The following is a 19,900-nucleotide window of genomic DNA, read 5'->3' as shown; positions in this document are numbered from 1 at the left end:
TATAAATTACTAAGTATACAAATTTATATTCAGGTTAATATAATAGTGTAAACAAAAGAACTTTTAAACGAGAGGGAGTTCAACTTTAAAAGTATGTTTACAAAACCAAAAGCCAAGGGAGGGATTACAAATGGCAAAAACATTAGTTCCAGAAGCAAGACGAGGGTTAAGCGTATTCAAGAATGAAGTTGCAGCAGAGTTAGGAGTACCATTTAGTGATTATAATGGTGACTTAACATCAAAACAATGTGGTTCCGTAGGTGGCGAAATGGTAAAAAGAATGGTTGAACAATACGAAAATTCAATAAAGTAAGCCACAGGAACAATTTAACTAGGGTTTAATAGACAGGATGGATATACCGCCAAAGAATTAAGTATTGTAACCATTCAAAAAAAGAGAAGGCTATTTCAAAATAAAAACTATGTTTTAATTTTGAGTAGCTTTCTTTTTTGTATAATAAAGTTATGATAACGATATATAACATTAAATTTATTCTTATAATATATTAGCATGAAAAATAAAGAAAATGCATAAAAAATAGAGATAAACTAATTTAACATCAAATTATTGTACTAAATAAAAGTAGCAATAAACTCAGTGTTAGTGTACTATTTAATTAATACACTAACACTGTCGAGAAAGGAGATAAGCTAATGGTACTTGAATTAAATTCAAAGGAGCCCATATATCTTCAAATAATTGCTTATATAAAAAAGAAAATAGTTTCAGGTGAATTAAGAGGGGGAGAGAGAGTCTTGTCAGTAAGAGAATATGCAACTGAATTAAAGATTAATCCAAATACAGTACAGAAAGTTTATGCAGAGTTGGAAAATCAAAATTTAATATATACTCAAAGAGGAATAGGAAAATTTGTTACGGAAGATGAAAATATAATTAATGATTTAAGACAAGAGCTATTTAATGAAACTATAGATAAATTTATTGAAGACTCTAAAGGACTAGGATTCACAAGAGAAACAATATTAGCAATTATATCAGAACGATATAAGGAGGATATAAATGAGTAATTTATTAGAGGTTAATGATATATACAAAAAAATTAAAGGAAAACAAGTTTTAAATGGACTGAGTTTTAATTTAGAAAAGGGTAAAGTACTAGGAATTATGGGGCCTAATGGCCAAGGAAAAACAACATTATTAAATATAATACAAGGTTTTCTAAAAGTTGATAAAGGAACTATAAAACTTGATGAAATTTCAATAGGAACAGAAACTAAAAAATATATTGCTTTTTTACAAGATAGAAATATTTTTGATAAATCAATGAAAATAAAAGATGCTATAAATTTATACTCAGATTTTTTTAAAGATTTTAATAAAGAAAAAATGAAAAATTATTTAAAGTTCATGGGTTTAGATGAGAATGCAAGAATAAAAGATTTATCAAAAGGAATGAGCGAGAAATTTAGCTTATCTTTAACTCTAAGTAGAAAAGCTAAGTTATATATGTTAGATGAGCCTATATCAGGAGTAGATCCTGTTTCAAGGGAGAAAATTCTTGATGCCATATTAGAAAATTTATCAGAAGAAAGCTCCATGATAATAACAACACATTATATTGGAGAGCTAGAAAGAATTTTTGATGAAGTTGCATTTTTAGGAGAAGGTAAAATAATAGAAAGTGGAGATGCAGAAGAACTAAGAGAAAAATATAAATCATCAATAGATGAAATTTATAGAAAAATATTTGCAGAATAAAAGGGGAAGTGCATATGAATAATGTTTTAAATATTTTAAAATATAATTTCGGAAAATATAATTCAGGAATAAGCAAAATATTATATATTATAGCTTTTATAATTTTATGTTTATTATCCTTTGGAACTTTCATAAAAATACCTTTTATAGGAGAGATTGTTTCAGTAATTAATATTGCAGTTATTTCAACATTTTTAGCTGTTAACCTAATAGTATCAATAATAAAGTTTTCATTACAAATTTCTAAAGAACAGGGGAAACTACTATTTACATTACCAGTTAATTCATGGGAATATATAATCGCTAAATATATAGAATTTACAATCTTACAAGGTAGCATAGTGCTTGTAGTATATATAATATCAATTTTCTCAAGAAATTCTATGGCTAATATAATTAATTTAGTTTCAGCATCAACTGCCTTTGGAACTTTAATTGCATATATTATAATTACGTCATTTATAACAATATTTTCATCATATATTCATAATACAGCATTGTGTGTACTAGCAGTTATATTTTTAGGTGGAATTATCCAAAGTACTGTTGAGATAATTAAATGGATTATAACTGGATTACTTCCATATGTTTATTTAAGAATAGGATCTTTTATAGAAATTGATTTAATATCAACAATGTTGGGAGCGGTATGGCTAGTTGCTATTGTTTCATTATCGGTAAATCATTTAGGCAAAAAATTAGATATTAGATAGGGGGAAATAATATGAAAAAAGTTGTAAAAATACTATTGGCTTTATCACTAAGTACAATACTAGCAGGATGTAGCATAAAATTTGGTGTTGAAAGTAGAAAGTCAAGTAATTATGCTGGTAAAAGTATAAATCAAATAGAGTCTATAGAAGGAATAAATAATCTTAATATAAATATAGATGTTAGTAATGTTGATATCAGATATTATGAAGGAAAAGATATAGAGATTTCTGGAGTACTAGGAAATTTATCTAAGGGAATAACGGTAGATAGAAACTCTAGTGAGTTGGATATAAATGAAAGGTCTAATAGAAGTGTAAGCATTAAGAAAGATACAACAAGTAATTTAAAGATTAATATACCCAATAGCTATAATGGAAATATAAAGCTTACATTGGGAGTTGGAGAATATAAAGTAAATGATGTAAAAGCTGATAATATGAAAGTAGAAACAGGTGTAGGTAAATTAAGTATGAGTAATATATCATTTAATAGATTGGATTTAGAAAGTGGTGTTGGAGAAGTTGATATTGATACAAAAGAGAAGACTGGGGAAATAATTATTGATGCAGGAGTCGGAGATATTAATATAAAGCTAGGTAATATAAATGGTAACTTAACATTTGATGGTGGCATGGGGAGTACAAGAATAAGTATTCCACCTGATTCACCAGTAAATATAAAAACAAGTTCTGGACTAGGAGAAAGTAATGTAACTGCAAAGACATCAGGAGAAAATAAGTACATTTTCGATGTTAGTATGGGAATTGGAGAATTAAATATAACAAACTAATTGTTTGCAGGTGAATATCACCTGCATTTTTTATTTTAAAATATAAATACAAATATAAATTTTATTAATTTAATTTGTTATAGTTAATAACTCAATAATACGTTTTATTATTGTCTATTCAAAAGAAAAATGATAAAATGAGAACAAAAGTTCGTTTGAAATATTGAAAATAAAGGTGATAATATGAAAAAAGTTAAGATATTACAAGCTGGAGATTTACATTTTGATACTCCATTTAAGGATTTAAATAAAGAAATATCACTAATAAGCAAAGAAGAGCTTTTAGAGGTATTTAGCAAAATAATTAGCTTATGTTTAGATAATTGTGTTGATATTTTATTATTAACTGGGGATATTTTTGATAACTTAACAGTAAATAAGAAAACATTAGTTTTTATCAAAGACCAATTAAAGAGAATAGATACTATAAAAGTATTTATAGCACCAGGAAATCATGATCCATATAATGAAAAATCATTTTATAAAATGGTAGATTGGCCTAGTAATGTACACATTTTTAAGGGAAATGTTGAAAAAGTATTTTTAGATAATTTAGGTGTAGTTATATGGGGAGCAGCATTTAATTCCCATCATATCCAAAAAAGTATGCTTAAAAATATAGAGGTTGATGATAAGCTTATAAATATTATGACTATTCATGGAGACATATCTAATAATGATGAAGGAAATGAGTATAATCCAATAACTTTAAGGGATATAGAAAATAGTAAATTAGATTACATAGCAATAGGACATAGACATAATTACAGTGGTATATTAAGAGAAAAAAATACTTGTTATGCATATTCAGGATGTCCACAAGGAAGAGGATTCGATGAACTTGGAGATAAAGGAGTAATAGTTGGGGAAGTATCCAAAGAAACTGTAGACTTGAGGTTTATTAAAACATCTAAAAGAAATTACTATGTAATAGAGATTGATATAAGTAATTCTATTAGCTACGAGGAAATTAAAGATAAAATACTAGTCTCTATAAATAAAGAAGAAAGAAATAACAATTTATATAAAATTATTTTAAAAGGAGAAATAGAATCATACATAAAATTAAATGAAAATGTGATACTTGAAAAAGTAAAAGATTACTTTTATTTTGTAAAAATAGTAGATAATACAGAAGTTAAATTAGATTTTGATAAAATATCAAAGGATTATTCAATTAAAGGTGTTTATGCAAAGAAACTTCTAGAGAAATTAGAGGATGATAATTATGACGATGAAATTGTAAAAATGGCTTTGAAAATAGGAATACAATGCCTATCTGATGAGGAAGTGAATTTAAATGATTATAAATAAAATACATATAATATCTTTTGCTGGGTTAAAGGATAAAATAATAGATTTAACTGATGGAATAAATTTAATATATGGTGAAAATGAAAAGGGAAAAAGTACAATTCAAAACTTTATAAGAATTTGGTTATATGGAATGAATTCTAAAAGGCGTAGAGATATTAAAAATAATGATAGAGTTAGATACATGCCTATCGATGGGGATAAAATAAGAGGAGAACTATATGTTTTTCATAATGGAAGAAAATATATTATAAGAAGAAGCTTTGGAACAACTAAAAAAGAAGATATAGCAGAAGTTTTAGATGCAGAATCAGGGGAAGTAGTTTTAAATATACCAAATGATGAACCAGGAAAATATTTTTTTAATGTAAACTCATCAACTTTTGTAAAAACCTTATTTATAGGTCAATTAGGAGTATCCATATCTAAAGATAAGGAAGAAGAAATAATAGATAAAGCTGCTAATCTATTAGGAAGTGGAGAAGAAAAGGTATCAGTACAAAAGGCTTTAGAAAAATTAGAGGTTATAAAGAAGTCTCTAACTACTTCAAGGAAAACAGGGGAATTAGATTTACTTAGAAATAAATATAATTCATTAATTGAAGAAAGATATGAAGGATATAAACTATCGGAAGATAACATAGAAAAAGAACAAAGATTAATAAACTTAAAAGAAAAAAGAGAAGAGTTAAGAAAAGAACTTAAAAATTTAGATATATATAAGAAATATATGAAAAAAATAAAGCTTCAAAAGGAATATGAAGAAATAACTGAGTATTTAAAGAAGAGAGAGGAACTAATAAAGAAAGAAAGATACATTGAGGAGAGTATTTCCTCAAAAAATGGAGTAATAGATGAAGGATTATTAAATGATATAAAAGACGAAAATTCCTTATATCTTAGTATCCTAGACATGTATAAGGAAGCAGAAGAAAAATTAATTAATAGTAAAGAGATTTATATAATAAAGAAAAATGAGTTTAAGGATATATTTTTTATAGATGATTTATCTATTGAAGATAAAAATAAATTTATAAAATCTGTTATGGAGCAGGAAATTTTAAATGAGAAAATAAAAAGCCATGATTCTTTAGTCGATGATATAAATATAATAAAGAATGATATACAAAAAAAGAAAGAATTTATAGGAAGTTCAATAAAGTTTAATGAAATAAGAGAAGAAGTTGGGAATCTATTAGAAAAATACGAAGACAAATTAAAAGAGCTTAAGTTTAAAGTTGAACATTATTCACATAGTTCAAAGGATGAAAATATTAGTAATAAAACTGATAATAGATATAAGTATATAAATATTTTCATTGCTATAGTATCTATTTTATTAACATTAACTATTATTAAAAATAACTTACTTTTAATAATACCTTTATTTAGTCTATTAATATTTTTAATCTTCAAATTCATAACTCTAAAAATAGCAAAAAAGTCTACTGGCAAATTAAATAGTAATATATTTAGCATAGATAAATTAGAAGAAGCTATAAATGAAATTGAAAAAGAAATATTTAGATATACAAAGGTAGTAGGGGCAACTTCATATGAAGATTTTATTAGAAAGATAAAACTTTTTGATGAATTTACTTTATACGAAGAAAAGCAAAATATAAAAATAAATGAAAAAGAAATTCAATTATCCTTAATAGATATAAAGGCTATAAAAAATAATTATAGAATTAATGAGGAGTATATAAATCACATATTAGATTTAGCTCAAACATCAGATGTAAATCAAGTAATATGTATGTTATCGGAATATGAAAAAGTTAGTAAAGAAATTTTATCAATAAAAATAGATATAGAAAAGGAAGAAGAGTCAATAAAAAAATTAGAAAAAGAACTGGCTATAAGAGAAAAAAGAATTAGGGAAAAGCTAGAATTTATTGGTTTAGAAGATATAGGTTTATTTAGTTTAGAAGAAAAATTACTAGATCTGAAAGAAAAAATAAATCAAAGGCATGAAATAATAAGAAGTTTAAAAAGCATAGAAGAAACCTATAAAGCATTAACTAAAGATAAGGATATAGAAACAATAAAAGAAGACTTAAAAGATATAATAAATGAAAATATAAATTATACTTATTCTTCAGAAGAAGAGATAGATAAACAAGTATCATTGAAATCAAATGAATTAATTGAAGCTGAAAAGACTATAAAAGATGTAGAAAATGATATAAATAATAGGTTTATAGGAAAAAGATTTATACCACAAATTGAAGAAGATATAGAAGAGGTTAAAGAAAATATTAATAAACTTGAGATTAAACTGAAAGCAATAGAATTAGCTATAGAAAAAATGAATGAAGCTTTAAGAGAAGTTAGGGGAAATTTCGGAAATATTTTAAACTCTAATGTTATAAGTTATTTTAAGGAGTTAACAGCCGAAAATTATGATGATGTCATGGTTTCGGATTCATATGAGATGAAAGTAAGGAAGGGGACAGAGGTATTACCTGGTGGTATATTAAGCAATGGAGCTAATGATCAACTATACCTATCGTTAAGATTAGCTTTTATATATATGATATATAAAGATATAGAATTTCCAGTTATATTAGATGATGCATTTATTCAATATGATGATAATAGAACGGAAAAAGCAATTGATTTAATAGTTAGATGCAAATTTAAACAACTAATAATATTTACATGCCAAAGAAGAGAGGAAAGTATATTAATAAATAAAAATATAGAAAGTAATTATATTTATTTGTAGTATTGACAATAATAGTATAAGAGTATAGAATTATATCAGTAAATAATGCGAATCATTTGCAAGAAGAGGTGGAAGAATGAAGAAAAAGTTATTAGCTGTAACTCTTATACTAGGAGTTATACTTTCCTTTTCTGGATGTATAAATAAAGGGAATAATGATAATGGAGAAAAATTAAGAGTTGGGGTTACTATAAGTCCTCTTAAGGATTTCACAGAAGCTATAGGGGGAGACAAAGTAGAGGTGTTTTCAATAATCCCTAATGGAAGTGATGCACATAGCTTTGATCCTAAGCCAAAGGATTTAAAGGACTTAATAAACACTGATATGTTTATATATAACGGACTTGGAATGGAAGAATGGATTGATTCTGTTTTAGGAACTATAGAGGGAAAAAACATAAAGGTAGTGGAAGCAAGCCAAGGTATAGATTTTATAAATGCATCAGAAGAAGATTTACATAGTGATGAACATGGAGAAGAAGAACATAATCATGGAGGAAAAGATCCTCATGTTTGGTTAAGTTTAGAGGGCGCAACAAAGGAAGCAGAAAATATAAAAAATGCTTTAGTTGAAATAGACCAAAAAAACAAAGAATACTATGAAAAAAATTATCAAAAATTAAAAGAAGATTTCAGTACTCTTCAAGCTGAATATAGAAATAAGTTTTCAGAATTAAAAAATAAGGATTTTGTTACTGGACATGCGGCCTTTGCTTATTTATGTAGAGATTTTGGATTAACTCAAAAAAGTATAGCAGATGTATTTGGAGAAGGAGAGTTAACGCCTAAAAACTTAGAATCTCTTATAAAGTATTGCAGAGAGAATAATGTTAAAGTAGTATTTAACGAGTCAGCAGCAAGTTCAAAAGAATCAGAGACTTTAGCAAAAGAAGTTGGAGCAAAGGTAGAAAAAATATATAGTCTTGAAACTAAAGAAGATGATAAGAGTTATTTAGAAGGTATGAAATATAATTTAGATACTATATATAACTCATTAAAAAAATAATAACATTTAAAAGAGTGGATTTAATTCTACTCTTTTTATAGTATAGAAAATTATAAAATTTCTACTTTAGTAACCTTAAGTGTGGATAGTAGTTTTATGGGACTTGGAGCGAAGTGACAGAGTAAAGAAAATTACTATCCACACTTTTCAATTAGATTAAATATATTTTCATTAGATTAAATATATTTTCATGTGGTAAAATAATGGAATAAGGGTGGTGTAAATATGAGCAAAGCTTTAGAGTTTTATGAAGAACAAATAGAAAAATATAATAAAGATATAAAAGAGTTAAATGGTGATATATCTAAATTTTCTATTTTAAGATTAATTATAGTTATAATGGTAGCTATAACTTCTTATTATTTTTATAGAAAAGAAAATATTATTTATTTAATTTTATCCATATGTATATTCGTGACAATATTTATTTTAGTGGCCTATTATCATAATAGAAAAATAAATAAGAAAAAAGAATGTGAAGTATATGTAAAAGTAAATGAGACTGGAGTTTCTAGAATAAATGGAAGTTTTAAAGATAAAGAAGACAATGGAGAAGAGTTTATAGATGATAAACATGCCTTTATAAATGATTTAGATGTATTTGGCAGAAACTCTCTTTTTCAAATGATAAATTCAACTAAAACCAAATTTGGTAGAATAAAATTATATGAGATGCTAGGCTTGAAAAGGACTCCTAGTAAAGATGATATATTAAAAAAACAAGAGGCAATTAAAGAACTAGGAGATAAAGTTGAGTGGAGACAAAGGTTAGAAGTTAAGTCAACTCTTAAAAAAAGTGGATCAAAAGATATAGATGATCTTTTAAAGTGGGCAAAGACAAGTGGAAATATAAATAAAGCATTTGAAATAGTTCCATATTTATTTATAGGACTTACTATGATCTCTTCATTATTAGTAATTTTAAGAATATTACCAATAAGTTATCTGATATTAATATTCATGATTAACTATCTTGTTGTAAAAATACTTACAAAGGATTTAGTACCAGTAATAAAGTTATTTGATAAACATAAAAAAGACATAGAAGCATACACAAATTTATTAATATTAATAAATCAAGAAAATTTTGATTCTAAACTTTTAAATGAATTAAAATCAAAGTTAAATAGTATTGAAAGTCAAAGTTGTGTTGAGAAAATGAAAGATCTTAAAAGATTAGTTGATTGGTTAGGTGACAGCTCATCTAATGCATACTATCTATTATTAAATGTAACAGTATTATCTGATATCTTTATATTAAGAAATTTAGAACAATGGAAAAGAGAAAATGGAAAAAATTTAGAAAATTGGCTTAATATAATGGGAGAAATTGAAGCATTGTCAAGTATAGCTAATATTACATTTGACTTTAAGGAATGGAGTTATCCTACAATAAGTAATAGTAATATAATAGAAGGAATAGATATAGGTCATCCTATGCTAGGAAAAAAAGCTGTTGTAAATAGTTTTAAATTAGATTCACAGGCAAAGGTAGCATTAATTACAGGTTCAAATATGTCAGGAAAAAGTACATTCTTAAGAACTATAGGATTAAATTTACTATTAAGTTATATAGGTGCTCCAACTTATAGCGAAAGCTTTAGTTGTGGAATTTTTAGTATATACACATGTATGAGAACAAAGGATAATTTAGAAGAAAGTATATCATCATTTTATGCTGAAATACTAAGAATAAAAATACTTATAGAAGCAGCAAAAAAAGGGGAAAAGGTATTTTTCTTATTAGATGAAATATTTAAAGGAACTAACTCAAAAGATAGGCATGAAGGAGCAAAGGTTCTTATAAATCAATTAGTAAATAATAAATCTGTAGGGATTGTATCAACCCATGATTTAGAATTATGTGATTTAGAGAAAACAAAGGTTTGGTTAAAAAACTATAATTTTCAAGAGTATTATAAGGAAAATAATATAAAATTTGATTACAAACTAAGAGAAGGAAGAAGCAGGACTCAAAATGCAGTTCATTTAATGAAGCTAGCTGGTATTGATTTTAATGATAACTAGAAAAGTGAAAGTAGCAAAGTCTTGCTACTCTTTCTTTTTAAATTTATTCAAGTAAAAATCCCATTTTATAGTGAAAAGCATCAAGAAAAATGGCATAATATACCTATGAGTATAATTGATTGAGGGGTATATCAATGGCGTTTATAATAATTGATTTAGAATTTAATAATTTAGAAGGAATACATAAGTATTATCCAAATATATTTAAGGAATATCCAAATTTAAAGAGTCTAGAACTAGATAACGAGATAATAGAAATAGGTGCGATAAAACTAGACAACTATATGAAACCAATGGAAGAATTCAAAACATATATTAAACCATCTTTAATTACTGTATTAAATCCCAAAATATCTGAAATTACAAATATAAAAGAAAGTGATTTAGAAAATGGAGTAACATTTCAGGATGGTATAGAACAGTTAGCTACTCTTATAGATGAGGGAGATATTATTTGCTCATGGGCGAAGGATGATATTATAGAAATAATAAATAATGCAATATATCATAAATATGATAATTTAAACTGGTTAAAAAATTATCTGGATATACAAGAATATTCAACTAAGATATTAGCTAAAAAGAAGTCTTTAAGCTTGAAAAATGCTCTTGAAGAGTTGAAAATAAAAGTTGATAATGATAAATTGCATGATGCGTTAAATGATGCTATATATACTTCCCTTGTTTTTAAAAGAATATATAACTCAAGAGTATTAAAAAACTATATTATAAAAGATATTTATAATATGCCAGCAGTAGATGTTAAGAACTTAGAAGAATATGAGCTAGATGTAAATAAGATTAAAGAAAAATGTCCAAAGTGCAATATTGATTTACAAATTGAATACAATTTAAGACCTATAAAATGGAGATTTGTTTCAATAGGAAAATGCCCAAAATGCAATAATAAGGTTATTAATGAAGTGATAATAAAAAAGACTTTTACAGGTGAAGAAGTTTACAAGGAAATTTCTACAATTATTAATGAGGTAGAATATATGAATTATAGCTATAGGATGGAAAGTAGATCATAAATTAATAAACTATTAAATAATTAAAATTTTAAAACAATTACATTATAATTATGATAAAATGTATATGTGATCGAGTTTTAAATTTGATGTATGGGAGAATGATAAAATATGAATATAGCATTTTTTTTAACACCTAAAAATGAAGTTATATATGAATATTTAGATGCAACTATGAGACAAGTTATAGAGAGAATGGAACATCATGGATATACAGCTATTCCTTTAATAGATAAAGAGGGAAAATACGTAGGAACGCTTACTGAAGGTGATTTGCTTTGGAAACTTAAAAGTACACCTGATTTAAATTTTAAAAATACAGAAAATGTAAAAATTATAGATATTCCAAGAAAAAGAAAACATAAGAGTGTTTCAATAAATTCAGATGTAGAAAGTTTAATTTCACTTTCTACAAACCAAAATTTTGTACCAGTAGTAGATGATGAAGGAATATTTATTGGTATAATAAAAAGAAGTGATATAATTAATTATTGCTATGGTGAAATGATAAAAAAGAAAATAGTATAATTTTAAATATAAAGGAGGATTGGTTATGATAATAGTTATTTCTCCTGCAAAAACTTTAGATTTTGAAGAAAAAGATAATAACTTACCAATGAATGAACCAAGATTTTTAGAAAAATCCAAGAAGATAATGAAGGAACTTACTAATTTTGATAGCTATTCTTTAGAAAAGCTTATGAAAATAAGCAGTAAACTAGCAGTATTAAATAAAGAGAGATTTGAAAAATGGACAACTAATTTAGAAACTTCCAAACAAGCATTATTGGCTTTTAGGGGAGATGTATATAGAGGGATGGATGTAGGAAGTTTATCACATTCAGAACTTTTTTATGCAGATGATCATTTAAGAATTCTATCTGGATTATACGGAGTATTAAGACCTTTTGATGGTATTAGTGAATACAGATTAGAAATGGGAACAAAGCTATCTGTAAATAATTTTAAGGATTTATATGAGTTTTGGGACGATACTTTAGAAGAAAGCATTTTACAGGAGCTAAATACTCATAAAAATAAAACTTTAATAAATTTAGCATCACAAGAGTATTTTAAAGCTATTGAAGGTTTAACTAAAAGTCAAGAAGTAAATGTAGTTACTCCTATATTTAAAGAGTTTAGAGGAGATAAGTACAAGATAATATCTTTAAATGCAAAGAAAGCTAGAGGCATGATGACTAGATATATAATTCAAAATGAAATAGAAGATATTCAAGAGATTAAAAAATTTGACTTAGATGGATATCAATATAATGAAGAGTTATCTACAGAGAAAGAACTTGTATTTACAAGATAATTAACTTAATAAATTAAAAAATATACCCCGCCTTTTTAGGTGGGGTATATTTTTTAAGCTTGTTCATAAGTTTCGACAATAAGATTAAACTCATTTTCATCGGTTATTTCACCAAATTCATCTGATGAAATTCCAGGGTAGTAATATAAGATGAATTTATCATTAGAATCTTGAATGTTTTCTAAGACTATATATAATCTATCATCTTCACAGTTTTCTAATGTGGCTAAAACTTTATATCTACTTGCTTTACCTGTATTATTATTAGTTAAATCTAAAATGAAATCTTTATGGGACCTAACATTTAATTTAGATTTATCACAATTTTTTATATATGAGTTAAATCTACAACCACTGCAACTTTTAAATTTACATTCTTTTATGCAATTTAAACATGAGCATTTGGAACAATTGCTAAACTGATTAAATGCCTCAAGGTTATTTTGTTTATAGTCTGTTAAATTTAATATGGTGTCATCTTTTTTAAAGAAGCTAAATTTTTTATTTCTAGCAGAATACTCTTCATCATTTAACATTTCCATATACTTCTTTAAAATAGGGAGCTTAGAATAATACTTTCTTTTTCTTAAGATACTTTCATCAAGAAAAGGACTGACTTCACTTATTGCATATGTTATATCAGTATAAACTTTTCCAATGCTATCCTTTTCCTTATTTATAAAATCAATAGTATTTGACATTTAATCACCTAATTTAAGTTTTTATATTTTTCAAGTTCTAAATCTAAATCAACAGTATCTAAAGCTTCAAATTCACTATCAAATGTATCAACATCTTTAAGCTCACCTAATCCGTTAGCTAAGGCTTCATGTTTTTGAATTTTTCTTTCTATGCTATCAATTTCGATGGAGTTTGATTTTGTTTGAACATTAGCAAGAACTTCATTAACCTTTTGCGTAGCTTGTGCATTACTATATCTAGCAGCAGCTTCATCTCTATAATTTCTTGTTTTTTCAATTTCTGATTCTAATTCAGCAAGATTTTTCTTAATTGCATCAGCTTGGCTTCTTGCAGTTTCATAACTAGATTTTAAGCTTTCATATTTCTTTTCAGCTTCAATTTTCTTTGCTAAAGCTCTTTTAGCTAAGTCTTCATTATTTTTAGAAAGAGCTAACTTAACTTTATCATCAAAATCTTTTACTTCTAATTGTGAAGCTTCCATTTTCTTTTTTATTTCATGTGCATTACCGATTATTTGAGCAGAGTTTAATTTAGCTGAGTTAAGTTGTTTTTCCATATCCCTAACTTTTTGATCTAGTAATTCTATTGGATTTTCCATTTCGTCTAAAGTAGAATTAACTTTTGATTTAAACATATTTGACATTCTTGTAAAAATACCCATAATGATCCTCCTAAAATTAATATTTTCTATTTTTTAAATAAACCTTTACTACAACAACTATAATTATAAAGATTAGTGCTACGGTAAATATTGATCTAAAAGAGAAACCAGTTCCCCCTCTGCCAAAGCCAAAATGTCTCATAGCAGATAAACCATAGGCCATTTCACCAAAAGATGATCCACCACCATAACTACTTGTTGTGTTCTTATAATCTTTATCTTGGGTGCTTTTGTTTTCATTTGAAGAACTATCTGAACTATCTTTCTTCTCATTATCAGTAGTGCTGAATGAACCAGATGAGAAGTTTTTAGAAGATCCAGATTTTCCTTTATCTACATCGCTAAATGAACCACTCTTATATCCACTTGATGAAGTAGACTTTGAATCTGAACTTTTAGTATCAGTTTTGTTATCACTTGTTTTAGAACTAGTAGAGCTACTAGAATTACTTGTTTTAGAACTACTAGATCCATTACTAAAAGATCCACTTTTAAAAGAGTTTGAAACATTTGATTTTCCACCACTAGACTTAGAAGTGCTGGAGCTAGATTTAGAGCTAGAACTAGATTTAGAGCTAGAGCTAGACTTGGATCCTCCAGAACTTGTAGGTTTAGCTGATACTTCTTTTTTCTCATTATCATTAGTGCTAAATGAACCGGATGAGAAGTTTTTAGAAGATCCAGATTTTCCTTTATCTACATTGCTAAATGAACCACTCTTATATCCACTTGATGAAGTAGATTTTGAATCTGAACTTTTAGTATTAGCTTTGTTATCACTTGTTTTAGAACTAGTAGAACTACTAGAATTACTTGTTTTAGAACTACTAGACCCATTACTAAAAGATCCACTTTTAAAAGAGTTTGAAACATTTGATTTTCCACCACTAGACTTAGAAGTACTGGAACTAGATTTAGAGCTAGAGCTAGATTTGGACCCTCCAGAACTTGTAGGTTTAGCAGATACAGTTATCTCTCCATGAGTAACATTATCAAAAATAGATATTGTATCAATTAGAAAACTAGAAGTTAGAAAAACAAAAGTTAAAATTAAGGTAAATATTAGTTTTGTATTATTCTTTTTTATATATGTCACCTCCAAGAATAAAGATTGTATTTATATATTATAGTAAAAAATGTAATTCCTCAAAACTGATTTAAAGGCAAATTTGGGTAAAAAAATAAGAAATATCTCTTAAAACTTACATTTGCTTTTGAAATCGTAATTATACTTACATTTAAGGATAATATTAAACTTATTAAGAGTTAATACATAACCCTTAAATAGTATTTTCTAAACTACTTAATTTAATAATATACTTAATTATAGCATATTTAAATTCAATAATAGTAATGCTATATTTAATTATCAAAATATTAATAATCTTAAATACTTGTAATCAATATCATATTATTCTAAAATTAATTTATGATACAACAATTTTAAGGAGTGAAATACATGACAAATCAAAATTTTGAAGAAACAATGGGGGATTTATTAAAAGATTTCGATGTTAAAAGAATAAGTACAGGAGATATTTTATCTGGTGAAGTAATCGATGTTAATGATAAAGAAGTTATGGTAAATATCAACTATGCATTCGATGGAATTATTTCTAAGGGGGATTTAACTAATACTGATAAAAATCCAATGGAAGTCGTAAGTAAAGGAGATAAAATAAAAGTATATGTTTTATCACCTAATGATGGAGAGGGATATGTTAAGCTTTCAAGAATAAGAGCTTTAGAAATAGCTGAAAAAGAAGAGATTGAAAAAGCTTTTAATAATGAAGAAAACATAACTGTATATGTTAAGGAAGAAGTTAAGGGTGGATTAGTTTCTTACTACGGAAATATAAGAATATTTATACCAGCTTCATTAGCTTCAAGAGAAAGAATAGAGCTAAGTACATTAGTAGGAAAAGAAATAGAAGTTAGAATTATAGAGTTAGATTTTAAATCAAGAAGAATAGTTGCATCAAAGAGAGTTTTAGAAGATGCTATATATGAAAATAAGAAAAAAGAGTTATGGAAATCAGTTAAATCAGGAGAAAAGAGAACTGGAGTAGTTAAAAAAATAATTAGAGCTGGAGCAATAGTTGATATTGGAGGAATAACTGGCTTAATTCATTTAAATGACTTATCTTGGGGCAGAGTACACAGAGCGGAAGATATAGTTAATGTAGGCGATAAAGTTGAAGTATTTATTGGAGAAGTAGATAGTAAAAATCAAAGAGTATCTTTAATATTAAAAGACATAGATAAAGATCCATGGGAGACAAATGGAGCAAACTTAAAAATAGGAGAAATTTTAGAAGGCAAAGTTGTTAAATTCCTTAACTTTGGAGCATTTGTAGAGTTATTTCCTGGAGTGGAAGGGTTAGCTCATATAAATGAAATATCAGAAGAAAACATAGCTAAACCATCAGATGTATTAAAACTAGGACAAAATATAAAAGTTAAAGTTTTAGATGTTGATAAGGCTAATAAAAAAATATCATTAACTATAAAAGATGCGGAAGAAAAATCAAAGGAATACTTACAATATAATGATTCAGATGAAGGCGTATCCTTAGGGGACTTATTTAAAGGATTATTTGAAAAATAAAGAATTAATTAAAAAACTCCCAAATGGGAGTTTTTTAATTTTTTGTAATTAAGAAATGATTAATTATAGAATTAAGTAATATAGTTACTAATTTAATATTATACTTTTTCAATTTTCAACATATTAGTTCCACCAGTAGTAGCACTTGGCATTCCACCAGCAATTATTATATCATCACCTTTTTTAGCAAATGATAAATTAGTTGATACCTTTTTTGCTTCACTTAATATTTCATCAGTAGTAGTAAATATTTCGCATTTAGTAGGAAAAATACCAAAATTAAGGTTTAATCCTCTTCTAACTTCTTCATAAGGAGTTATGGCTATAATAGGACATTTTGGTCTGTATTTAGATATAAGTTTTGCTGTTGCGCCACTATTAGTAGCAGCAACAACTGCTTTTGCATGTAAAAGGTTTGAACTTCTACAAGCAGAATGACTAATTGCTTCAGAAAATGAAGTTAATGATGGTTCTTTTAACCTCTTATTTAAATAATTATAGTCTAAATTTACCTCTGTTTCTATTGCAATTCTAGACATAGTTTCTGCAGCTTCTATAGGGTAATTTCCACTTGCGCTTTCTCCACTTAGCATTATTGCATCAGTTCCATCGAATATTGCATTACATATATCGCAAGCCTCTGCTCTAGTAGGAAGAGAGTTTCTGATCATAGAGTCTAACATTTGAGTAGCTGTTATAACTATTTTACCAGCTTCATTACATTTTCTAATTATGTTCTTTTGAATTATAGGAACTTTTTCAATTGGAATTTCAACTCCCATATCACCTCTAGCTACCATAATTCCATCTGAAGCTTCTATAATGGAGTCAATATTATCTACACCTTCTTGGTTTTCTATTTTAGCAATTATTTGTATATAATTTCCATTGTGGTTTTTTAGTACATTTCTTACATCTTCTATATCAGAAGCTTTTCTTATAAAGGATGCTGCAACAAAATCAATTTTATTTTCACAGCCAAAGACTAAATCTTCTTTGTCCTTTTCTGTAATTGAAGGTAGATTAATCTTAACATTAGGAACATTAACTCCCTTATGGTTTTTAATAGTTCCTCCTACAGTTACCTTACATTGAATTTCGTTGCCTTTAACATTTTCAATTCTAAATCTTAATAAGCCATCATCAACTAAAATTTCACCACCAACTTTTACATCTTTGCAAAGGTCTAAATAAGATATAGTACACTTTTTATTATCTCCAAGAATTTCATCTCCACAAATAAATGAAAAATCTTGTCCTTCGTGCAATTCAACTCCATCATTTATAAAATTATGAGTTCTAATTTTAGGACCTTTAATATCCAATATAATTGCAGTAGGAGAGTTCATGTCTTCCCTGACTCTTTTTATAAGATCTATTTTCTCTTTATGTGTTTCATGAGTTCCATGTGAAAAATTTAATCTAGCAGCACTCATTCCAATTTTAATAAAATTTCTTAGAGTTTCTTCATTATCACTTGCAGGGCCAATTGTAAAAATCATTTTTGTTTTTTGCATAAAAATCACCTCACACTTAAAATTATTATGATGATAAAATTAAGAATATTTTGAATAATTATAATAAAAAAATAGAATTTAAGTATCATATATACTATGATATACTTAAAGCTATATAATAATTCTAACATAATTTACTAGGAAGGGAGAAAAAAACATGAATATTTTACAAAATTTAGAGCCTAAAAATGTTTTTAGATACTTTGAAGAAATATCACAAATACCTAGAGGATCAGGTAATGAAAAAGTCATAAGTGATTATCTAGTTAATGTTGCTAAAAAATTAAATTTAGAAGTTATTCAAGATGAGGCACTAAATGTTATTATAAAGAAGTCTGGAACAAATGGGTATGAAAACTCCAATACTGTAATACTTCAAGGTCATATGGACATGGTTTGCGAAAAGAATAAAGGAACAAATCATGATTTTGCAAAAGACCCATTAAAATTAAGAATTATTGATGATATGGTTTATGCAACAGACACAACTTTAGGATCAGACAACGGAATTGCAGTAGCATATGCCTTAGCTATATTGGATTCAGCTGATATACCACATCCACCACTTGAAGTTTTAATAACAACGGATGAGGAAACAGGAATGTCAGGAGCAATGGCAGTTTCAAAAGAGCATATAAAGGGTAAAATATTATTAAATCTAGATAATGAAGAAGAAGGACATCTTTTAGTAAGTTGTGCTGGCGGTATTAGAAGTAAGCACATTCTAGATGTAGAATTAGAAGAAGCAAATACTTATAATAGTTTTTTAAATATAGCAGTAAGAGGATTAAAGGGTGGCCACTCTGGAATGGAGATAAACAAAGAAAGAGGAAACTCTAATAAAATAATGGGAAGAATTTTAAAATCTTTATCATCAAATATAGATTTTAGATTAGTTTCATTAAATGGTGGATCAAAAAATAATGCTATACCAAGAGAAGCAGATGCATTAGTAGCAATAAAAGCAGATGACATAGAAAAAGCTAAAGATATAGTAATTAAGTGGAATGATATTTTATTAAATGAATTAAAAACACAAGATCCTGGAGTTAATATTTCTATTTCAGAAAGTAATGAAGTTATAGAAAAGGTATTTACAAAGGAATCAACTGATAAAGCTATTAATTTATTATATTTAATACCAAATGGAATAAATACAAATAGTTTAGAAATAGATGGATTAGTTGAAAGTTCAACTAATTTAGGTGTAGTTACAACTAATAAGGATAAAATTGAGTTCGATAGCGCTATAAGAAGTTCTGTTGCATCATTAAAGGACGAAATAGTTTTAAGAAGCAAGACTGTAGCAGATATCATAGGAGCAAAATTTAAAACAACTGCTGGATATCCAGAATGGCAATATGATAGCGATTCTAAAGTAAGAGAAATTTGCCAAGATGTGTATAAGAGAATGTATGGAAAAGATGCTAAAATAGTTGCAATACATGCAGGTGTTGAGTGTGGACTATTTAATGAAAAACTGGGCAAACTAGATATGATTAGTTTTGGACCAGACCTTTATGATGTACACACACCACAAGAACATATGAGTATAAAATCAGTAAAAAATGTTTGGGAATACTTATTAGAAGTTTTAAAAGAATTAAAGTAATTTTATGAATAAATAAAAATATATTTAAATAAAAAATAGTTAGGCTAGAAATTTAGCCTAACTATTTTTTATAGCTTTAATATTTGTACTTTCAAGAAATTTTTGTATTATAAAAAAATATATTAAATAATTTGAAAAATAAATTTAC

Annotated in this window: 18 protein-coding genes; 15 read left to right on the top strand and 3 right to left on the bottom strand. The window is 26.5% G+C overall.

What is annotated here, in order from left to right; all coding sequences use genetic code 11:
• The first annotated feature begins 130 nt into the window (after positions 1–130).
• From ACZJV1_RS16520 to yaaA, 12 genes are all read left to right on the top strand, one after another.
• On the top strand, positions 131–313 hold the full coding sequence (locus ACZJV1_RS16520; RefSeq protein WP_322389989.1) for an alpha/beta-type small acid-soluble spore protein: 183 nt from the start codon (positions 131–133) through the stop codon (positions 311–313).
• A gap of 341 nt (positions 314–654) precedes the next feature.
• A complete protein-coding gene (locus ACZJV1_RS16515) occupies positions 655–1,029 on the top strand; it encodes a GntR family transcriptional regulator (RefSeq protein WP_463650834.1) in 375 nt (124 codons plus the stop codon).
• Positions 1,022–1,720 (top strand): ABC transporter ATP-binding protein, encoded by a 699-nt coding sequence (locus tag ACZJV1_RS16510; protein WP_460286558.1) that lies wholly within the window; start codon positions 1,022–1,024, stop codon positions 1,718–1,720. Before ACZJV1_RS16515 ends, ACZJV1_RS16510 begins: the two co-directional genes overlap by 8 nt.
• Positions 1,721–1,734: 14 nt before the next feature.
• A complete protein-coding gene (locus ACZJV1_RS16505) occupies positions 1,735–2,433 on the top strand; it encodes a hypothetical protein (protein WP_463650833.1) in 699 nt (232 codons plus the stop codon).
• Between the two features lie 11 nt (positions 2,434–2,444).
• A complete protein-coding gene (locus ACZJV1_RS16500) occupies positions 2,445–3,224 on the top strand; it encodes a DUF4097 family beta strand repeat-containing protein (protein WP_460286560.1) in 780 nt (259 codons plus the stop codon).
• Positions 3,225–3,407: 183 nt separating this feature from the next.
• The gene (locus tag ACZJV1_RS16495; protein ID WP_460286561.1) at positions 3,408–4,538 is read left to right on the top strand and encodes a metallophosphoesterase family protein; all 1,131 of its coding nucleotides are present in this window, start codon (positions 3,408–3,410) and stop codon (positions 4,536–4,538) included.
• Positions 4,525–7,269 carry an ATP-binding protein gene (locus tag ACZJV1_RS16490; protein WP_463650832.1) on the top strand — a complete coding sequence of 915 codons (2,745 nt, stop codon included), beginning with the start codon at positions 4,525–4,527 and terminating at the stop codon, positions 7,267–7,269. Before ACZJV1_RS16495 ends, ACZJV1_RS16490 begins: the two co-directional genes overlap by 14 nt.
• Before the next feature lie 76 nt (positions 7,270–7,345).
• On the top strand, positions 7,346–8,275 hold the full coding sequence (locus ACZJV1_RS16485; protein ID WP_463650831.1) for a metal ABC transporter substrate-binding protein: 930 nt from the start codon (positions 7,346–7,348) through the stop codon (positions 8,273–8,275).
• A 225-nt stretch (positions 8,276–8,500) separates the two neighbouring features.
• Positions 8,501–10,303 carry a MutS-related protein gene (locus tag ACZJV1_RS16480; RefSeq protein ID WP_463650830.1) on the top strand — a complete coding sequence of 601 codons (1,803 nt, stop codon included), beginning with the start codon at positions 8,501–8,503 and terminating at the stop codon, positions 10,301–10,303.
• A 134-nt stretch (positions 10,304–10,437) separates the two neighbouring features.
• The gene (locus ACZJV1_RS16475; protein ID WP_463650829.1) at positions 10,438–11,337 is read left to right on the top strand and encodes a 3'-5' exonuclease; all 900 of its coding nucleotides are present in this window, start codon (positions 10,438–10,440) and stop codon (positions 11,335–11,337) included.
• A gap of 108 nt (positions 11,338–11,445) precedes the next feature.
• Positions 11,446–11,862 (top strand): CBS domain-containing protein, encoded by a 417-nt coding sequence (locus ACZJV1_RS16470; RefSeq protein ID WP_411168949.1) that lies wholly within the window; start codon positions 11,446–11,448, stop codon positions 11,860–11,862.
• Positions 11,863–11,887: 25 nt separating this feature from the next.
• Positions 11,888–12,652: a peroxide stress protein YaaA gene (gene yaaA / locus ACZJV1_RS16465; protein ID WP_463650828.1), complete on the top strand. Its 765-nt coding sequence runs from the start codon at positions 11,888–11,890 to the stop codon at positions 12,650–12,652.
• Positions 12,653–12,705: 53 nt separating this feature from the next.
• Here yaaA and ACZJV1_RS16460 read toward each other — a convergent pair whose 3' ends face one another.
• Together ACZJV1_RS16460 and ACZJV1_RS16455 are read right to left on the bottom strand one after the other, a co-directional pair.
• Complete coding sequence (locus ACZJV1_RS16460; protein WP_460286567.1) at positions 12,706–13,353, bottom strand: DUF1292 domain-containing protein; 648 nt, start codon at positions 13,351–13,353, stop codon at positions 12,706–12,708.
• A gap of 8 nt (positions 13,354–13,361) precedes the next feature.
• The gene (locus tag ACZJV1_RS16455) at positions 13,362–14,015 is read right to left on the bottom strand and encodes a PspA/IM30 family protein (RefSeq protein WP_411168946.1); all 654 of its coding nucleotides are present in this window, start codon (positions 14,013–14,015) and stop codon (positions 13,362–13,364) included.
• Positions 14,016–14,245: 230 nt separating this feature from the next.
• On the opposite strand from ACZJV1_RS16455, the gene ACZJV1_RS16450 reads away from it, so the two are divergent.
• Positions 14,246–14,998, top strand: coding sequence for a hypothetical protein (locus tag ACZJV1_RS16450; RefSeq protein WP_460286569.1), 753 nt, complete (start codon positions 14,246–14,248; stop codon positions 14,996–14,998).
• 476 nt (positions 14,999–15,474) lie between these two features.
• Entirely contained in the window at positions 15,475–16,623 is a 1,149-nt protein-coding gene (gene rpsA, locus ACZJV1_RS16445; protein ID WP_460286570.1) for a 30S ribosomal protein S1, read from the top strand.
• Between the two features lie 98 nt (positions 16,624–16,721).
• On the opposite strand, the gene pyk is transcribed toward rpsA, so the two are convergent.
• Entirely contained in the window at positions 16,722–18,140 is a 1,419-nt protein-coding gene (gene pyk, locus ACZJV1_RS16440) for a pyruvate kinase (RefSeq protein ID WP_460286571.1), read from the bottom strand.
• A gap of 157 nt (positions 18,141–18,297) precedes the next feature.
• On the opposite strand from pyk, the gene ACZJV1_RS16435 reads away from it, so the two are divergent.
• Complete coding sequence (locus ACZJV1_RS16435; protein WP_463650827.1) at positions 18,298–19,752, top strand: aminoacyl-histidine dipeptidase; 1,455 nt, start codon at positions 18,298–18,300, stop codon at positions 19,750–19,752.
• Positions 19,753–19,900: the final 148 nt, after the last annotated feature.

Source organism: Clostridium sp. LS3 (genome assembly GCF_055330225.1).
The sequence above is the reverse complement of the archived record's forward strand: the minus strand, read 5'-3'. Positions and strand labels throughout refer to the sequence as shown.

What these genes read in the sequence shown, in the direction of transcription:
- ACZJV1_RS16490 (WP_463650832.1), top strand. Translation starts at nt 4,525, where the DNA reads ATGATTATAAATAAAATACATATAATATCTTTTGCTGGGTTAAAGGAT.
- yaaA (WP_463650828.1), top strand. Translation starts at nt 11,888, where the DNA reads ATGATAATAGTTATTTCTCCTGCAAAAACTTTAGATTTTGAAGAAAAA.
- ACZJV1_RS16485 (WP_463650831.1), top strand. Translation starts at nt 7,346, where the DNA reads ATGAAGAAAAAGTTATTAGCTGTAACTCTTATACTAGGAGTTATACTT.
- ACZJV1_RS16520 (WP_322389989.1), top strand. Translation starts at nt 131, where the DNA reads ATGGCAAAAACATTAGTTCCAGAAGCAAGACGAGGGTTAAGCGTATTC.
- ACZJV1_RS16480 (WP_463650830.1), top strand. Translation starts at nt 8,501, where the DNA reads ATGAGCAAAGCTTTAGAGTTTTATGAAGAACAAATAGAAAAATATAAT.
- ACZJV1_RS16435 (WP_463650827.1), top strand. Translation starts at nt 18,298, where the DNA reads ATGAATATTTTACAAAATTTAGAGCCTAAAAATGTTTTTAGATACTTT.
- pyk (WP_460286571.1), bottom strand. Translation starts at nt 18,140, where the DNA reads ATGCAAAAAACAAAAATGATTTTTACAATTGGCCCTGCAAGTGATAAT.
- ACZJV1_RS16500 (WP_460286560.1), top strand. Translation starts at nt 2,445, where the DNA reads ATGAAAAAAGTTGTAAAAATACTATTGGCTTTATCACTAAGTACAATA.
- ACZJV1_RS16475 (WP_463650829.1), top strand. Translation starts at nt 10,438, where the DNA reads ATGGCGTTTATAATAATTGATTTAGAATTTAATAATTTAGAAGGAATA.
- ACZJV1_RS16455 (WP_411168946.1), bottom strand. Translation starts at nt 14,015, where the DNA reads ATGGGTATTTTTACAAGAATGTCAAATATGTTTAAATCAAAAGTTAAT.
- ACZJV1_RS16470 (WP_411168949.1), top strand. Translation starts at nt 11,446, where the DNA reads ATGAATATAGCATTTTTTTTAACACCTAAAAATGAAGTTATATATGAA.
- ACZJV1_RS16460 (WP_460286567.1), bottom strand. Translation starts at nt 13,353, where the DNA reads ATGTCAAATACTATTGATTTTATAAATAAGGAAAAGGATAGCATTGGA.
- ACZJV1_RS16495 (WP_460286561.1), top strand. Translation starts at nt 3,408, where the DNA reads ATGAAAAAAGTTAAGATATTACAAGCTGGAGATTTACATTTTGATACT.
- ACZJV1_RS16515 (WP_463650834.1), top strand. Translation starts at nt 655, where the DNA reads ATGGTACTTGAATTAAATTCAAAGGAGCCCATATATCTTCAAATAATT.
- ACZJV1_RS16505 (WP_463650833.1), top strand. Translation starts at nt 1,735, where the DNA reads ATGAATAATGTTTTAAATATTTTAAAATATAATTTCGGAAAATATAAT.
- ACZJV1_RS16510 (WP_460286558.1), top strand. Translation starts at nt 1,022, where the DNA reads ATGAGTAATTTATTAGAGGTTAATGATATATACAAAAAAATTAAAGGA.
- rpsA (WP_460286570.1), top strand. Translation starts at nt 15,475, where the DNA reads ATGACAAATCAAAATTTTGAAGAAACAATGGGGGATTTATTAAAAGAT.